15 protein-coding genes and 1 tRNA gene are annotated in these 16,765 nt (G+C 29.3%); 14 read left to right on the forward strand and 2 right to left on the reverse strand.

The annotated features are described in order from the left end of the window. The first annotated feature begins 21 nt into the window (after positions 1–21). Genes QEJ31_RS07130 through QEJ31_RS07165 form a run of 8 tightly spaced genes read left to right on the forward strand, consistent with a single transcriptional unit; the run spans position 22 to position 9,192 of the window. Positions 22–780 carry an N-acetyltransferase gene (locus QEJ31_RS07130; RefSeq protein WP_280593094.1) on the forward strand — a complete coding sequence of 253 codons (759 nt, stop codon included), beginning with the start codon at positions 22–24 and terminating at the stop codon, positions 778–780. A 32-nt stretch (positions 781–812) separates the two neighbouring features. Then, complete coding sequence (locus tag QEJ31_RS07135; protein WP_280593095.1) at positions 813–3,140, forward strand: UvrD-helicase domain-containing protein; 2,328 nt, start codon at positions 813–815, stop codon at positions 3,138–3,140. Positions 3,141–3,156: 16 nt separating this feature from the next. Then, positions 3,157–3,828, forward strand: coding sequence for a ribulose-phosphate 3-epimerase (gene rpe / locus QEJ31_RS07140; RefSeq protein ID WP_280593096.1), 672 nt, complete (start codon positions 3,157–3,159; stop codon positions 3,826–3,828). A gap of 35 nt (positions 3,829–3,863) precedes the next feature. Beyond that, positions 3,864–4,859, forward strand: a complete 996-nt coding sequence (locus QEJ31_RS07145) for a polyprenyl synthetase family protein (protein ID WP_280593097.1) — start codon at positions 3,864–3,866, stop codon at positions 4,857–4,859. Position 4,860: 1 nt separating this feature from the next. Further along, the gene (locus QEJ31_RS07150) at positions 4,861–6,195 is read left to right on the forward strand and encodes a pitrilysin family protein (RefSeq protein ID WP_280593098.1); all 1,335 of its coding nucleotides are present in this window, start codon (positions 4,861–4,863) and stop codon (positions 6,193–6,195) included. After that, entirely contained in the window at positions 6,196–7,155 is a 960-nt protein-coding gene (locus QEJ31_RS07155; protein WP_280593099.1) for a 2-oxoglutarate and iron-dependent oxygenase domain-containing protein, read from the forward strand. Between the two features lie 21 nt (positions 7,156–7,176). After that, a complete protein-coding gene (locus tag QEJ31_RS07160; RefSeq protein WP_280593100.1) occupies positions 7,177–8,145 on the forward strand; it encodes an ABC transporter ATP-binding protein in 969 nt (322 codons plus the stop codon). 42 nt (positions 8,146–8,187) lie between these two features. Next, positions 8,188–9,192 (forward strand): dipeptide ABC transporter ATP-binding protein, encoded by a 1,005-nt coding sequence (locus QEJ31_RS07165; protein ID WP_280593101.1) that lies wholly within the window; start codon positions 8,188–8,190, stop codon positions 9,190–9,192. A 3-nt stretch (positions 9,193–9,195) separates the two neighbouring features. On the opposite strand, the gene QEJ31_RS07170 is transcribed toward QEJ31_RS07165, so the two are convergent. Further along, a complete protein-coding gene (locus QEJ31_RS07170) occupies positions 9,196–10,113 on the reverse strand; it encodes an S-adenosyl-l-methionine hydroxide adenosyltransferase family protein (protein ID WP_280593102.1) in 918 nt (305 codons plus the stop codon). A gap of 265 nt (positions 10,114–10,378) precedes the next feature. Between QEJ31_RS07170 and QEJ31_RS07175 the strand changes: the two genes are divergently transcribed. The 6 genes from QEJ31_RS07175 (at position 10,379) to QEJ31_RS07200 (ending at position 15,852) form a co-directional block, all read left to right on the forward strand. After that, entirely contained in the window at positions 10,379–11,569 is a 1,191-nt protein-coding gene (locus tag QEJ31_RS07175; RefSeq protein WP_280593103.1) for a VOC family protein, read from the forward strand. A 106-nt stretch (positions 11,570–11,675) separates the two neighbouring features. Continuing rightward, positions 11,676–11,807, forward strand: a complete 132-nt coding sequence (locus tag QEJ31_RS07180) for a hypothetical protein (protein WP_280593104.1) — start codon at positions 11,676–11,678, stop codon at positions 11,805–11,807. 17 nt (positions 11,808–11,824) lie between these two features. Continuing rightward, positions 11,825–11,914: transfer RNA gene (locus tag QEJ31_RS07185), tRNA-Ser, on the forward strand. 718 nt (positions 11,915–12,632) lie between these two features. Further along, positions 12,633–13,850, forward strand: a complete 1,218-nt coding sequence (locus QEJ31_RS07190; RefSeq protein WP_280593105.1) for a hypothetical protein — start codon at positions 12,633–12,635, stop codon at positions 13,848–13,850. 884 nt (positions 13,851–14,734) lie between these two features. After that, positions 14,735–15,193, forward strand: a complete 459-nt coding sequence (locus tag QEJ31_RS07195; protein WP_280593106.1) for a NirD/YgiW/YdeI family stress tolerance protein — start codon at positions 14,735–14,737, stop codon at positions 15,191–15,193. Positions 15,194–15,261: 68 nt separating this feature from the next. Further along, on the forward strand, positions 15,262–15,852 hold the full coding sequence (locus tag QEJ31_RS07200; RefSeq protein WP_280593107.1) for a hypothetical protein: 591 nt from the start codon (positions 15,262–15,264) through the stop codon (positions 15,850–15,852). 10 nt (positions 15,853–15,862) lie between these two features. Here the strand turns inward: QEJ31_RS07200 and QEJ31_RS07205 are convergent, their stop codons facing one another. Next, positions 15,863–16,720, reverse strand: coding sequence for a hypothetical protein (locus tag QEJ31_RS07205; RefSeq protein ID WP_280593108.1), 858 nt, complete (start codon positions 16,718–16,720; stop codon positions 15,863–15,865). Between the last annotated feature and the right edge of the window lie 45 nt (positions 16,721–16,765).

Here is a 16,765-nt window from a genome sequence, read left to right on the forward strand (position 1 = left end):
ATTTAGTTAAAAAGGGTATTTATGACTGCAAAAGAAAAAAAGGAAAGAGAAGAGGCAAAAGAAGAAAAGAAAAATGTTGATTCAAAACGCAGTTTCTCTATTCGAGAGATGGAAATTCAAGATCTAGCCGAAGCATATAACCTTGGGGAAACGTGTTTTAGAGCTGATTTATGGCCTATGCTCTACAGAGGATGGGATGAATATGAAGTTACAAGCATGTTCAATACAGACGGTGATTATTGCTTAGTAGCAGAAAATGATGACTTTCAAAAAGGAATAGATGCTGAAGACGAAAGAATTGTAGGATTTGTTCTTGGCACAGTCATGTCAAAGCCAGGAACGGCTTGGAGCTACGGCTATATTGTCTGGCTTTGTGCACACCCAAACTGGCAAAGGGAAGGCGTTGCAAGCAAGCTAATAGATAAAGTTGTTGAAGCCTTTGTTGAAAATGAAGGTGTTCGAATTATTATGGCTGATACAGATCCAAGCAATAATAGAGCTGTCCAATTCTTCAAAAAGAAAGGTTTTGATCAAGAACATCAGCATGTCTTTTTAACTTCTAATATTGAAAATAACCCTTTATATTCTGATTTGTTACATAAATCTCGGGCAGCGGCTCTTGAAGAACAGTATTTGAAAAAAATTAGAAGACTAGCTATAGGTTCATCAGGGCTAGCAGCCGTGAAAAATCTTAAAAGGAAAAATATAAATAGTAAAAATGAACCTAACAAAAATAAAACTGCAAAACGTAAAAAGAAAAAATCTAAAAAAAAGAAATGATATTTTTCTGTCAATATATATAGGAAACTTCAATGCTTAAAGAATTAACCTCACTTGATCTATCATTATTAAATAAAGCTCAATACCAAGCTTGTATTCATAAAGATGGGCCGGCTGTTGTTTATGCTGGAGCAGGAAGTGGTAAAACTAGAGTTATTTGTTCAAGAATAGGTTGGCTAATAACAATAGAAAAAGTTCCAGCTTCATCTATTTTAGCAGTCACTTTTACCAACAAAGCCGCTAAAGAAATGAAAGAAAGAATCAATGAATATATTGGAGAACGTAATACAAAGAATTTAATTATTTCAACCTTTCATTCATTTTGTGCGCGTTTTCTAAGAATATATTCCTCCCAAGCCGGATTTCAGCCAGGTTTTACAATATTTGATGATAATGATCAAAAAAGTTTGTTAAAAGATTTATTAAAACAATTAAATATTCCAGATAAATTGTTATCAGTAAGTACAGTAAAATCTAAAATTGATAAAATTAAAAATTTAGGATTAACTCCTGAAGAATATTTAAGAGAAATAAAAAATAATGCTGATATTATCACTAAAGAAAATCAATACCAATTAAAACAATTTGGCGAATACTACGACCCAGAACTCATTCAAAAGGTATATGATTTATATCAAAGAAATTTAAAAAAACAAAACGCTATGGATTTTAATGATTTATTATTAGAAATGTATAAATTATTAGAAAATAATAATTCCGTTTTACAATCAATGCAAAATCGTTTTAAGTATTTTTTAATTGATGAATTTCAAGATACAAACCCTATACAATTTAAATTAATAAAAATTTTATGTTCTCATACCAATAACTTATTTATAGTTGGAGATGATGACCAAAGTATTTATTCTTGGCGTGGAGCTGAGCCTTCTTTTATTCTTAATTTCGATAAAGAATATAAAAATGTTAAAGTATTCAAATTAGAAGAAAATTATCGAAGCTCTGATAAAATAATTGGAGCTGCAACAAGCGTTATAAAAAACAATTACAAAAGAGCCGATAAAACTATTTTTACTAATAAAATAAATGGCACAAAAATTAAGTTCAAATCATGTGAAGACCCCTATTCTGAAGCAAGATATATTGCTAATGAAATATATTCTGCAGTCCAAAATAATGAAGTTTTCTCTAATTTTTGTATTTTATATCGAACAAATGCGCAGAGCCGTTCTTTAGAAGATGAACTAAGAAGAAGAATGTTACCTTATATTATTTATGGCTCAGTTCGGTTTTATGAACGTGCAGAAATTAAAATATTATTGGCTTATTTAAAATTAATAATAAACTCTACTGACGAAGCATCTCTTCTAAAAATAATAAATACACCGCGTCGAGGTTTTGGAGAAAAAGCTGTTCAAAAATTAAAAGAACTATCACTTCAGAAAAATGAAAGTATGTTAAAAACGCTTACAGAAGTAGTTTATGGAACTTTAGAAAATGATTTATCTCGATCTTTATCTGGTGTAAAAGATTTCATAATGAATTATCAAAAATGGAAAAATAACATTTTAGAACATAACAAACCTTCAGTTACTTTAGCTCAAATTGTTTCTGATATTAATTTTGAAATTTATCTTAAATCTACTCATCCTGAAGATTTTGATGAACGCTGGCTAAACGTTATAGAATTAAAAAATGCTCTTATAGAATTTGAAAACACTGAAAATGAAGAACTGCTTGAAGAAAAAAATGGGTTAGAAAAATTAAGTCTTTTTATTGAACAAGCTATGCTTACTATTGAGCCAACAGTTTATAATGTGCAACAAGGCAGTGCAAATGCAATTACTCTAATGACAATTCATTCCGCTAAAGGACTTGAATACCAAAATATATTTTTAGCGGGTTTGGAAGAAGGAGTATTGCCACATCAAAATTCCTTGGATTCACCTGAAGCAATTGAAGAAGAGCGTCGTTTAATGTATGTAGCAGTCACTAGGGCTAAAAACAATTTAGTGATAACAAATTGCAAAAAAAATAGGTATAAAGATTTTTTACCTGCTCAAGAAAGCCGTTTTATTAGCGAAATACCAGAAAAATATATCGATATCCTAGATCATACTGGAAATATCAAAAAAGAATTTGGTAAAATATCAAGCACAAATAAATTTATTGATAAACCGAGAATATTTAAAGGTGATGAACTTTTAAATGAACAAAAAATTGAATCTGGAAATGAAGAACATATTTGGAGAAAAGGACAACGAGTCACTCATAAAGTATTTGGTGAGGGTATAATTAGAGAGATAGAAAAAAGTTCACAGGGATATAGATTGAAAATCAAATTTGAAAAAAATAATGTTGGTGAAAAAACCTTAATTCACACCTATGTTAATCCCATTTAATATAAAAGGTATTTAAATGAAATCAGAAATAAAAGTTTCACCCTCAATTGCTGCTGGAAATTTAATGCGTTTAGAAGAAGAAGTTAAACGACTTGAAGAAAGTGGTGCTGATAGCATCCATTTTGATGTTATGGATGGCCACTTTGTACCATTATTAACTATAGGTATACCATTTATTGAACAAATGCGTAAAATTACTAATATGAAATTAGACGTACATATTATGGTAACAAATCCAGATAGTGTTTTTCAAGATTATTTAAATGCTGGGGCTGATATTTTAACTTTTCACCAAGAATCTGCTATTCATCCTCACCGAATTTGTATGAAAATTAAGGAAACAGGTAAAAAAGCAGGCATCGCCTTAAATCCAGGAACAAATTGGAATACTATAGAATATCTCTTGCCTGTCTTAGATCAAATAACAATCATGTCTGTAAATCCAGGTTTTTCTAGACAAATGCATCTTCCATTGGTTCACAAAAAAATTTCTGCACTTGCAAAATATAAAAAAGATAACGATTTAAAGTATGATATTATGGTTGATGGAGGAGTTAATTCTGAAAATGTCTACCTTTTGAGACAACTAGGAACAGATATTGTTGTTGCTGGTGGGGCAGTTTTTAATTACGAGAATTATACTGAAGCAATTCTTAAAATTAAAAAAGCCTCAATAACAAAACTTTAAAGCAATTTAAATAGAGATGGAATTAAATAAAAAACATGTTACCTAAATTTTATGCTACAATTAAAAATGATTTAGAAATACTAGAATCTAAACTGATAGAATATCTTCTCACACCTAATAAACCTACCAATCAAGTCTTATCACACATTTTTTCTTCTGGTGGTAAAAGAATAAGACCAGCCATATTTTTATTGTGTTCTCAATTAATAGATTATGAAGGGGAATTTAAATTTCCAATAGCTTCAGTATGTGAATATATCCATACTGCAAGCCTTTTGCACGATGATGTCATTGATAATTCTTCCTTAAGAAGAAATAAACCGACAGTAAATTCCATTTGGGGCGATGAAACGGCTGTATTATCCGGAGATTTAATCTATTCTGCTGCATGTAGACTGATGGTCAAAACTAGATCTTTAGAATTAATTGATGATTTTGCTGAATGCATTCGTTTTATGAGTGAAAGCGAATTATTTCAATTAGAATTACTTTGGAAAAAAGATACTTCTTTATCTGATTATGAGCGAGTTGTTGCAGGAAAAACAGCTATATTATTTCAAGCGAGTGCAAAAACTCCTTGCTACTTAAAAAATACTTCCCAAGAGTTGGCAACACATTTTGCAAATTTTGGTAAATTTTTAGGATTTGCATTTCAAATTTTTGATGATTGTCTTGACTATGAAGGAAACGAAGAACTACTAGGTAAACCTGTAGTAACTGATTTATTAGAAGGAAAAGTTACTTTACCTTTAATATATTCTCTTCAATCTGAAAATAAAAATCTTGATATTATTGTTTCATCAGTTTTAGAAAATGGGAAAATATCTTCAGAAGAAAAATCAAAGTTACTTCTTCATGTAAAAGAATGTGGTGGTTTAGAAAAGTCTTTTAATTTAGCTGAACTCTATTCTCAAAAAGCAAGAGACGCTCTAAATGAAATAGCAAAATTATTAATACTTTCTGAAAAACAAAAATTAGCTTTAGATGCTTTAAATCAAATTACTTATTTTGTTTTAAATAGAAAGAATTAAAATGCTTACATATAAAATAAACAAAAAAACATTAAAAAACGGTCTGCAATTTTTTTATTGCCATACTCCAGACACTGTTAATTTTGAAATTTCAATGCATATTAATACTGGTGCTCGTGATGAAATAGAAGAAACAAATGGAGTTTCTCATTTTCTAGAACACATGATGTTTCGTGGCTCTAAAAAATATCCTAATTCACTTGAATTAGCTAAAGCAATGGAGTCTTTTGGTAGTGAAACAAATGCAATGACAGGCGTTGAACACACTTCTTATTGGATAAAGGGAGACTCAGAAAAAACTTTAGAAGCGATTGAATGTTTTTCTGACTTTTTCTTACACCCCAATTATGCTGATTTAGAAATAGAAAGATCAGTTATTTTACAAGAAATGGCTTCTGATTTTAATGAAGCCGGTGATAGTATTGATACAGAATCCTTATCAATGTCTACATTATTTGCAAATCATCCTTTAGGTAACCCTATTATTGGTAGTGAGCATATTGTTAAAAAAATCTCAGAAAAAGAGCTCTCAGCTAAAAGACGGGATTTTTACACCCCTGAAAGATGTGTTCTAACAATTTGTACCTCTAAATCTGAACAAGAAGTTACAAATTATGTTGAAAAATATTTCGGTCATATTTGGGAACATAATAATAATTCTAATCCAAATAGAATATTTGCAGATAACTTCATCCCTCAATTATCGCAATTAAAAAAACCGCAAAATGCTTTATGCTTACAAAATAATCCTGATAATCAATTTGCTATAAAAATTATTTTTCCAACATCTGGTGGATTAACAGAAGAAATTGTATTAATTACTTTTCTCCAAAGATTACTTGATGATGGTATTTGTACCAGGCTACCAGCAAATATAAGAGAAAAATATGGATTAGTTTATGATATTAGTTGTGATACACAATTTTTTAAAGAAATTGGAACTTTCAGTATTGATGCTACTGTTTCAGAAGATAAAATAAATGAACTACTTGAAAAGCTATCTGTTGAATTAAAAAACATAGTAACAGAAAAACCTTTAGAATCAGAAGTTAATCATATAAAGTTTCGTTATAATTTTGATTTAAAACAAATTAAAGAAACTCCTTTCCGTTTACTAAATAGAGAAGCTACCGCATATTTTATGGATTCAAACTTATCAGTTGATGATGAAATTAAAATAGTTCAATCTATAACTCCCGATTTAGTTTTAAAAATTGCGAAAAAAGTTTTTGGCTCTGCTAGAAGAGGTTTTGTTTTAATAGGTCCCAAAGCTAGAAAAAAACGAGATCAGGTAGAAAAACTATTAAGCGTATTTGATAATATTAAGGAAATTTAAATGAAACAGGTTCCTATTACTAGCATTGAAGAATATATTAAAGGTTCAGATAGAGATAAAAATAATTTCATAATAAATTTTGGAAAAGCAATACAAGAATTTGGCTTTGTTATTGTTGAAGACCATGAAATAGAAAATACTTTAATTGATAATTGTTACGAACAAGCTAAACAATTATTTGATTTATCATTACAAATAAAAAAGAATTATTCAGCTGCTGATGGACTTGGCCAAAGAGGTTATGTTTCTTTTGGCATAGAGCATGCAAAAAATAGCGATAAAGGTGATTTAAAAGAATTTTGGCATATAGGTAGGGAACATTTTGCAGATAGATCTCTTGAAAAAATATCTGCAAAAAATATATGGCCAACAAATGAGTTACCTCATTTTAAAAATTTATTTTTGGAACTTTATTCAAAACTTGATAATATGGCAATTATTCTACTATCAGCTATGTCCGAGTATCTTGGTCTTGAAAAAGACTCTTTACCAAAAATGGCAAAAGATGGAAATACTATTTTAAGAGCGTTACATTATCCACCTTTAAAAAGTAACGATTTTTTCTCTGGTGCTGTTAGGGCTGGTGAACATGAAGATATTAACTTAATGACTATTCTGTGCGAAGCTACAGAAGGTGGACTTGAAATATTAACTAGAGACGGAAAATGGTTAGAAATTCAAACTAAAAAAGGTCAAATGGTTGTTGATTCCGGTGACATGTTATCCCGTATAACAAATCAAATCATCCCATCTACGACTCATCGGGTTGTAAATCCCAAGTCAGCAAAAAATGTGTCTAGATATTCTATGCCATTTTTTATTCATCCTTCTGAAAATTGCGAGCTGAATGTCTTTAAAAATTGTTTATCTCCATCAAGAGCTGCCAAATTTCCTCCTATCTTAGCCAATGAATTTTTGTTACAAAGGTTAAAGGAAATTGGGTTAGGAAACAAAATTTAAAAAATAAAAGAGAGGTTGAACGTGAAAGAAGAGAACGTTCTAACTGTAGAAAATCTAGTAACTAGCTTTAACGTTTCCGGTCGTGAGGTTAATGCCGTTGATGATTGTTCTTTTCATGTCAAAAAAGGAAAAACATTAGGGATAGTTGGTGAATCTGGATGTGGAAAAAGCGTAACAAGTTTATCTATTATGCGTCTAATTCCTACTCCTCCAGGGAAAATAAAATCTGGTAAAATTCTTTTTGGCAATAAAAATATATTAGATTTACAAGAAAAAGAAATGCGCTCGATTCGTGGAAATAAAATATCTATGATATTTCAAGAACCCATGACAAGTCTAAACCCAGTATATACAATTGGAAATCAAATTGCAGAAGTCTTTCAAACTCATAAAAAAGTGAGCCAAAAAGAAGCGCAAAATTTATCGATTGAAATGCTGAAACAAGTTAGAATACCTTCACCCGAAAAAAGAATTCACGATTATCCTCATCAGTTATCAGGTGGTATGCGACAAAGAGTTATGATTGCAATAGCATTAGCTTGTAAACCAGCTTTATTAATAGCTGATGAACCAACAACAGCGTTAGACGTAACAATTCAAGCTCAAATTCTAGCTTTAATGAATAATTTACAGGAAGACAACGGAATGTCTACTATTTTAATAACGCATGATTTAGGAGTTGTCGCTGAAACCTGTGATGATGTTGTTGTAATGTATGCTGGAAAAATAGTTGAAAAGGCTTCTACAAAAGAAATATTTACAAATCCAAAGCACCCCTATACAATTGGATTATTAAATTCAATACCAAGGCTTGGAGAAAAAAAAGATCGCCTCAATACTATACCAGGTATTGTACCTTCACTAACAAAATTGCCAAAGGGTTGCAGATTTCAAGATAGATGTTCAATAGCTACAGAGGAATGTAAAATTTCGGAACCTTTGTTAAATGAAGTTGAAAAAAACAAGTTTGTTGCTTGTATTAAAGCATAAATTAAATTTAGCATTTAATGCCTATATAAAAAGGAAAGATTTATGACTGCAGACAATATTTTGCAGATAAAAAATTTAATTAAATATTTTCCTATTCATGGTGGATTATTTGGCAAAGAAATTGCAAAAGTTCATGCTGTCGATGATGTTTCCTTTTCATTAGGTAAAGGAAAAACATTAGGTTTAGTGGGAGAATCGGGATGTGGAAAAAGTACTTTAGGAAGAGCTATTTTAAGATTAATTGAACCCACATCTGGAACAATAATTTTTAATGGCAAAGATATTACACAACTCTCTCAAAAAGAACTTAGACATTTAAGAAAAGAATTTCAAATAGTTTTTCAAGATCCATTTGCAAGTTTAAATCCTAGAATGTCAATTCGTGAAATACTATCTGAACCGTTTGAAATACATAAATTATATACAAATAAAAATGAAAGAGAATTAAAAATAATTTCTCTTTTAAAAGAAGTAGGATTAAATCCTGAATTTATTGATAGATATCCGCATGAGTTTTCTGGTGGACAAAGACAAAGAATAGGAATTGCAAGAGCAATATCTTTGAATCCTAAAATTATAATTTGTGATGAACCCGTAAGTGCGCTTGATGTATCCATTCAAAGTCAAATATTAAATTTAATGATGGATCTTCGAGATAAATACCATCTTTCTTATATATTTATTGCACACGATTTGTCCGTTATTGAACATATTTCAGATGATGTTGCAGTAATGTATTTAGGTAAAATAGTTGAATATACATCTTCAGATAATTTATATAGTAAACCATTGCACCCATATACAAAAGCTTTAATATCTAGTATTCCAAAGCATGATATTGTTGAAAAAAGAAAACGCCAAGTCATTCAAGGTGACATACCAAGTCCAATTAATCCACCTTCAGGATGTCGTTTCCACACACGATGCCCATTTGCTAAAGAAATTTGTTCACAAAAAATACCAGAATTAAAAAATATGGGAACAGAAAATAGTCCCCATTTTGTATCTTGTCACTTTACAAAAGAATTATCTGATAAAACTATTTAATTTTTACATTTTCACAATAATTTTAAATTCAGGTTTTATATTATATTTTTTTGCAAAATTACCTTGATTAATAGCTATAGCAAAATTGCCCAAGCTATTTAAATAAGATACTTCTGATCCGACTTTAACATCACCAAAAGTATTGCCATAATGAATTTTTTTGCGATAGATAACCTTATCTTTTTTATCTAAAATTTCAACTTGAATTTGTTTTCCTACTTCTGCTCCAATTTGTTTTAAATTTTCAGGACTAATATTTGTCCATAAATTTCCGTAATCACCATCTAAAATAATAACAGTACCATGAATAGCATTATTTTTTACTTGTGAAGTTTGAATCGGAAATTTTATATATTCTTTCAAAATATGTGGTCCAACTTCTGCAAATGTTATTTTATCTGCAGCGAGTTTTCCACCAGTATAAGCAAATACATCTCGGCCATAAAAAGTGTGAGATTTTTCTGAGTTTTCTAATCTATTTTTGGTTTCATCAATTTCTCTAATTTCTTTAATTCCATAAGCAGCAGCTATATTTGTCAACGTTCCGTTGTCCGGAGTTACAATAAAGTAACCATTATTAGTTTCAGCTACAATAGATTTTCTAGAAGTACCTACCCCCGGATCTACTACAGATACAAAAACAGTCCCTTTAGGATAGTATTGCATTACTTGGTATAATCTGTACGAAGCTTCCTGAACATTAAATGCTTCAACATTATGCGATAAATCTGAAATAGTTAAACTGGGATCAACAGTATAAATTACGCCTTTCATAGTGCTCACAGCACCATCGGTTAAACCAAAATCAGTCATAAGAACGACTGGCGCTTTTGCCATAGCTACATTTCCAAAAACAAAAATTAAACAAGCAGAAAGTAATTTACTTCCTTTTAAAACTTGTTGTTTTAAATTACTAAACATGTTTACACCCTCCCAAAAGAAAACGATATAATTATAAAATATTTAAGGAAATTTTATGAAAATTAAAGTGCGATTTATTATTAAAAAACAATATTAACAGAACATAAATTTCAGCTAAATATATTTTACATAAATCTCTTTACACTTTATTTTTTTTATTCGTCAAGGTTAAATTTTCAAAAAATAAAACTATATAAAATCTTAGCTTTACAAGAATAACTTTCTGATCCAATATCATTAAAAATTGATCGGGAGGTGATTCTGTATGAAACATGAAAATCGTTCCTTGGGTTTAGTTAATTATCATTCTATCCAATACTTCAGTCGTGACTTAAAAAGCTGTGTTGAGTGGCACAAAAAAACATTTGGTTTTGAAGAAATAGCTCAATCAAGTGAAAATTGGGAAAAACGACATGGAATGCGTTCAGTTGTGCTTAGAGGAGCTGGAAGTATCGGCTGGATAATTACAGAACCTATTGAAAAAAATTCTACTGCAGGGAGATATCTTTCCACACACCCAGATGGTGTTGCCTTTCTAAATTTCAAAGTAAAAAATTTAAAAAAAACAGTTGAATTTTTAGCTGATAAAAAAGCGGCTTTCTTATATGAAATTGAAAATCATAAATCTTTAAATGATGGTTATTGGTATGAAACTGCCATCGCTACTGCGTTAGATGATGTAGGTTTTAGATTCATTGAAGAATCACAATACGATCAATTTGCTCCTGGATTTAAATGGATTAATCAAGAAAAAAATAAACATAATTCTTTTGGATTAGATTTAGGAATAGATCATGTTACTTGTAATGGACGTTCAATGCATGCAATTACTGAGTTTTATCGCCATTGTTTAGGCTTTGAACAGTATTGGGGCATAGAATTTCATACTAACCACCACAAGCCAGATTTAGGTACAGGCTCTGGTTTAGAAAGTATTGTTATGTGGGATAAAGAAAGTGGTATTAAATTTGCCACAAACCAGCCATTAGCACCATATTTTAATAATTCTCAAATTCAAATATATGTTGAAGATAATAGAGGTTCTGGAGTTCAACATATTGCATTTGGCACAAAAAATATCATAGATACGGTGAGCAAAATAAGAAATAAAGGTGCCGTTTTCCTAGAAGCTTCTGATAAATATTACGAACAACTTCCTGCAAGAATGTCTGCCATGAAACTCGATAAAATCAAGGAACCATTTAATATTATTAAAGAAAATAACATTTTACTCGATGGATCTAACAGTAAATATTTACTCCAAATTTTCATGAAGGAACAATCTGTTCAATTACAGAAAAAAGAAGCAGGGCCCTTCTTCTATGAAATTATTCAACGAGAAGGTGATGAAAGTTTTGGTGAAGGAAACTTTAAAGCTTTGTTTGATAGCATTGAAAAACAACAAGTATCTGAAAATAGACAAGAAATGAGGGAAAGAGTAGATTCTCTCTGCTAGCAGCAATTTTTTTAAAAAGCACTTGCGTAGGTTCTACACAAATGTTACAGGTCACCTTCTGTATTAGAGAAGTTTCATTCTTCTCAAACTAAATGAGGAGTTTAAAATGGGTAAGAAAGATAACCGTCGTACGTTTAAAATGAAAAGAAAAAAAGCTCAAGCTGCTAAAAAAGCACGTGTAAGAGCTAAAATAGTAGCTGGTAAAGCAACTTCTAAAAAGACTGGTATAAAGAAGTAATTTCTTTATTAAAAAACGGAGAGATGGCCGAGTGGCTTAAGGCGGCGGTCTTGAAAACCGTTGTAGGTGCGAGCCTACCGGGGGTTCGAATCCCTCTCTCTCCGCCATTCTTCTTTCCTAACAAAAATTCCCTCTTATAAATAAAGTAAATATCATTTGTAATGTTAAAAACATTTGAAATAATTATTACTACATACATTCAACTCGTTTTGTATTAATATAGGAATATTATAGTTTTTTACAAAGAATATTTTAGCCAGCAACTGACTATCAAAAAAAATAAAGAGCAAATTAGAATTAAACTTAGGTATGTATAAATTTCGAAGCATAGAAGTAACTAAGTAAGAAATTATCATCGTTTTTTAATTCTTAATACACCTGTTCTAATCAAAATAATTAAAATCCTTTTCAATTTCTCTTCCGTTTTAAAAGATGAATTATTTATTAAGGATTTCCTTACATAACTATAGCAACCTATATAAAAAATCCATTTTTTTAAGCAAAAATAGAAGAATACTCATTACTAAATGAAGATCTTCTGTTTATTTATTTTAGTTATTTTAGTTATTTTATAGATTTGAGAAATTTACAAACGATACTCTTATAAAAAAATAAAATTACTTATTTTAATTTTTTTTATAATTATAAATTATGATAAATTAATTTTATTTTTTAATTTTGGTGTGCTATTAAAAATCTGAGCTTATTTCTAGGCTCAAAAAAACCTTATTTTTATCCAATTTTTTTTAATTCAATAGTCTCCATTTTATTTTTTATGGTTTTTTCGTTTATTTATTTCTTAATTTTTTATAAAAGGTTGATACTATGTCAATTTTGAAACAAATTTCTAAGCGTAAAATAATATACACTTCAATAGCATTATTTATTACATCTACAGCCTCAGCTGCAATCCCTATAATTCCAATTCTTTTTTGGGGAATTGTTGCAGGGGCTGCGACTTCTACTGGTCTTGGTATTTATTGCGTAGCATCAGATGCTTGCTCAAGCAGCTCTAAGAAAAAAGATAAATTAAATTCTACAACTACTTCAAAAACACCTGCTACAACTACTTCAAAAACACCTGCTACAACTACTTCAAAAACACCTGCTACAACTACGACTCCACAATTTATTCAGCCGCAAATTCCAATAACTGCCGTAGGGTGTACCGTTCTAGTCAGACCACACGCAATCAGCGTTCTTATTTCACAAGCTGCTAACGAACAAATTGAGGTTAACATTCAAAATATTGAGGCAATGGATACAGATCATAGAGAAGAGGCTATTGTGCGTACGCTTAAAGAACTACGAACAAATGCTTGTTATTTACATTCGTTAGTCGGTCGGACGGTTCCACTTGCGAGTTTGGAAAATAATGCTCCAAATATTCCTGAATATTCTGAAACTATCTTTCGATCTACAGGAATCTTAAATAGAATGCTCATTGCTCAAAGAAGGCTATCCCAACTTTTTGGGGAAAGACAATGGACAACTTCAATAAATTCAGAGATGACTTCAATTTCTAATTACTTAACGAGATCCTATTCAGAAGTTACAAATTACCTACATCAAAGGTTTCCGCGTACTTTAAATTTTGAAATTACTCAAAGAGCTACACCTGCTTTAATAAATTTTAGAAATGATCTTCTAGCAAATAGACTTGATGCTTTAACTGATTTTTTTGCTCATAATGCACTTAGAATCGCTAGAACACGTTATCAGCAAGGATTGGCAACCGGGGAAATCATCTCCGATGAAGTTCAAGGCGGATTTACAGTTCGTATAAACACTATGTTGGATAATACAGATGCGGGACTGATAAATATTTTACGTAGCCATGCAAGACCTTTATTAGAAAACCAAACGCGTGCAAGATTAGCTGATTGGCAGAGCGTTCAGAATACCTTGGAAGAAGTGGTAACAGATACTTATGATCAAGTTTTCTCTCGTATTACTTGCATAAATACCGTTGCAACTGCTGCTTTGCATCAAACATGCCGCGAAAATAATGTACATAGATATTCTTCTGAATTAAATAAATAACATATAAATAAAGTGATGATCTTGAATTTTTATCCAAATCAAAAATATTTTGTCTTTTAATACAAATCTCAGTATATAACTATGCAAAGACACCAAACGTAAATTTTTTAATTTTTATATTTAATTCTCTTATTATTATTTTTTAATTCCCAAAATTTCAAGTCTTTCTAATTACCTACATTGATTCTTCCGAATTCAATATATTACTTATAAATTCTTATATGTGTATGTATTTTGAAATGGAATTTTTTAAAAATCTAAATTTTAATATACATTTATATTATCTCAATCTAATAATTTTCTTTAATAATTCTAAACTTTTCTAACAAAATTAAATTTCTAATAATATTTTTATTTCCTACAGATGTTATTAATCTCAAACATTCTATTTTATTGTTGTAAAAAAATAATAGTTCAAATACTTCTCAACTATAAAAGAAATTTATTTATTCGCTTCATTTAATCTTATACTTAAAATATCTTATTTTTTAAATGTAAAATTCTAATTTTATTTAAAAAAGTATTTAACTTATATGATAAATTGAAATAGATTTTTCTTTCTAAATCTGAAAATAATGAGCTTTCAAAAATTAATATATTTTCATCAGGTTTAAGAGTCGAATTCACTTTTTCTTTATATTAAGATAAATCTTTATTTTTCTTCCATAAAAAATATTTTTTAAGCAATCATAAAGAATTTTTTCTGTTTTTGTGTAAATAAAATTCTGTAATAATTAAATAAATTTTTAATATGCAATAATTTTAACAAAATTTTTAATAAAAACTTGTGTTTTAAGTTTTATATGGTACTCTCTAACATCGTTAGACACGGTTAGAGTGTTTAACAAAACAACAATAATTACTAATTAATATTAAGGAGTTACATGAAAAAAACGTTTTATTCAATTGTTGGTAGTATGGTTTTATTAACCTCTTTTTCAGCATATTCACTTGATGATCTTGCTATTCATAAAAAAACAGTAGCAGCTACTAAAAATATGGGTGATGAAAGATTTGTTTCTGTCACCGGTGTAATTGTAGAAAGAATTATGGGTGAATATTATAGATTTAGAGATAAAACTGGAGACATGTGTCTTGAAATTGATTCGGATAAATTAGTTCACTTTGGTACTAGAAGTCTTCCATTTGGAGCAGTCTTTCATTTGATTAGAGGTAAACAAGTAACAATAACAGGTGAAACTGACAGAGAATATTTCAAAGATGGTTGTGAAAAATTCAACGTCGATGTTAGTGAAATTACAGTTATTGATAAATCTTTAAATTTAAATAAAATACCTTCGGATGATTTACTAAATCAAGCAGCAGTAGAGCCTACTCTCTAATATCAAATTCATGGAAAAATTTTCCATGAATTTAAACAAATTAAAAAATACAACTTAATGGTATATAAATGAAATATATAAATAAATTTTCCTTTTTTCTAATTTCAATTGTTTTTATTTCTTGTGGTAAAAGTGAAAATAATTCTAAAAAAGATTCAATCAAATTAAATTATTCACATACTAAATTCCTTGCAAAAAGTAATTATTCTGTAAATCTTGAAGGAACATTTACAGATCAATGCAATTCTAACTTGAAAAATATTTCATGGAATTTAAATGGTATTAATGACCAAAATAAAAACATTGAATTAAATTTATCTAAAAATGATGATTGTAAATTAATAATTCATAAAGTAAATATAATAGATAATAAAAATAACAGAGTGATTTCAAGATTATTAGAAAATGTTGATATTGAAATAGATGATTCTATTTCTAATGATAATTCAACAATAAAAGGGATTTCAAATTTTGATTTAGACTTTAATATAAGCTTGAATTTTACAAATAGTAGTTGCAATATTAAGATATATGAAATTCCATTATTAAATAACGGAAATATCCCCACTGACACAGTTAATGATAATGGAATAAATCCTAATAATAATGGATTTGTTCCTGATAATGTAGATGAACATGATTTTTTTGATGAAGTTTAATTAGAACATATTAATTAAAACTATCATAAGTATAACCTAGGCTAAATATAAACTCATTCATCCATAAAGATTGTTCTGCTGTTCCTTTATAAACAGGTATATTATATAATTTAGAATAAGCTTCTTTGTTACTAAATTCAAAATAAAATGGTTTATAAAAAACATATCGTAAAGCAATTTCTATTCCAACAGTCCATCCGTTTAATTGCCACCAACCTTTATTGGTTCCAAAATAATTTGTCATTTCTTTGGAACCAACTCGATTATATTGTCCTAAAATTGTATTTTCAGAATGCGGAAGCATAATACCTCCACCCACTTTGACTAATAAAGCTATACTATGAGTTTCATTAATCTCAAATAATACTGGAAATCTTTTAACCAAATTAATCATGACGTGATTTGCACCATTGTGCAGATGATAACGAAAGTAACTTGTAGTTAACAATTGGATTGAATCTATGTAAGTTCCATTTATCATTCCTGACACTCTAGCATATTGTTCATTATAAGAAGAATACTTAGTGTGGTCGTAATTAAATTCAACTCCCCAAGATCTATCTGAATCAAAAAAATGGCCTATTCTTAAACTATACTGAGGTTCAGAAATATCCTTATTCCATACACCATCAGTCCACTCAGGAAAATCTTCGGCTCTTACATTATGAACAACAAAGTCGTTACCTAAAGCTGGTTGTGAAACATGAATGTCACTTGGATACCAATAATCTCTGTTGTACCCCCAAGAAAAATACCATTCTCCATCCCAAAAACTGACTTCTTCTGGATTTTTTTTTTCATTATTATCATTAATACAAAAAGCAATAGAAGAAGTTAATGTAATTATAATTATTATAAATTTCAACATAAATCATCCATTGCTAAAAATAATATTTTATTTAGTTTAGATGAT

This window comes from Pigmentibacter sp. JX0631 (assembly GCF_029873255.1).
GTDB lineage: Bacteria > Bdellovibrionota_B > Oligoflexia > Silvanigrellales > Silvanigrellaceae > Silvanigrella.

What these genes read in the sequence shown, in the direction of transcription:
- rpe (WP_280593096.1), top strand. Translation starts at nt 3,157, where the DNA reads ATGAAATCAGAAATAAAAGTTTCACCCTCAATTGCTGCTGGAAATTTA.
- QEJ31_RS07180 (WP_280593104.1), top strand. Translation starts at nt 11,676, where the DNA reads ATGGGTAAGAAAGATAACCGTCGTACGTTTAAAATGAAAAGAAAAAAA.
- QEJ31_RS07155 (WP_280593099.1), top strand. Translation starts at nt 6,196, where the DNA reads ATGAAACAGGTTCCTATTACTAGCATTGAAGAATATATTAAAGGTTCA.
- QEJ31_RS07170 (WP_280593102.1), bottom strand. Translation starts at nt 10,113, where the DNA reads ATGTTTAGTAATTTAAAACAACAAGTTTTAAAAGGAAGTAAATTACTT.
- QEJ31_RS07195 (WP_280593106.1), top strand. Translation starts at nt 14,735, where the DNA reads ATGAAAAAAACGTTTTATTCAATTGTTGGTAGTATGGTTTTATTAACC.
- QEJ31_RS07205 (WP_280593108.1), bottom strand. Translation starts at nt 16,720, where the DNA reads ATGTTGAAATTTATAATAATTATAATTACATTAACTTCTTCTATTGCT.
- QEJ31_RS07200 (WP_280593107.1), top strand. Translation starts at nt 15,262, where the DNA reads ATGAAATATATAAATAAATTTTCCTTTTTTCTAATTTCAATTGTTTTT.
- QEJ31_RS07130 (WP_280593094.1), top strand. Translation starts at nt 22, where the DNA reads ATGACTGCAAAAGAAAAAAAGGAAAGAGAAGAGGCAAAAGAAGAAAAG.
- QEJ31_RS07145 (WP_280593097.1), top strand. Translation starts at nt 3,864, where the DNA reads ATGTTACCTAAATTTTATGCTACAATTAAAAATGATTTAGAAATACTA.
- QEJ31_RS07190 (WP_280593105.1), top strand. Translation starts at nt 12,633, where the DNA reads ATGTCAATTTTGAAACAAATTTCTAAGCGTAAAATAATATACACTTCA.
- QEJ31_RS07150 (WP_280593098.1), top strand. Translation starts at nt 4,861, where the DNA reads ATGCTTACATATAAAATAAACAAAAAAACATTAAAAAACGGTCTGCAA.
- QEJ31_RS07135 (WP_280593095.1), top strand. Translation starts at nt 813, where the DNA reads ATGCTTAAAGAATTAACCTCACTTGATCTATCATTATTAAATAAAGCT.
- QEJ31_RS07175 (WP_280593103.1), top strand. Translation starts at nt 10,379, where the DNA reads ATGAAACATGAAAATCGTTCCTTGGGTTTAGTTAATTATCATTCTATC.
- QEJ31_RS07165 (WP_280593101.1), top strand. Translation starts at nt 8,188, where the DNA reads ATGACTGCAGACAATATTTTGCAGATAAAAAATTTAATTAAATATTTT.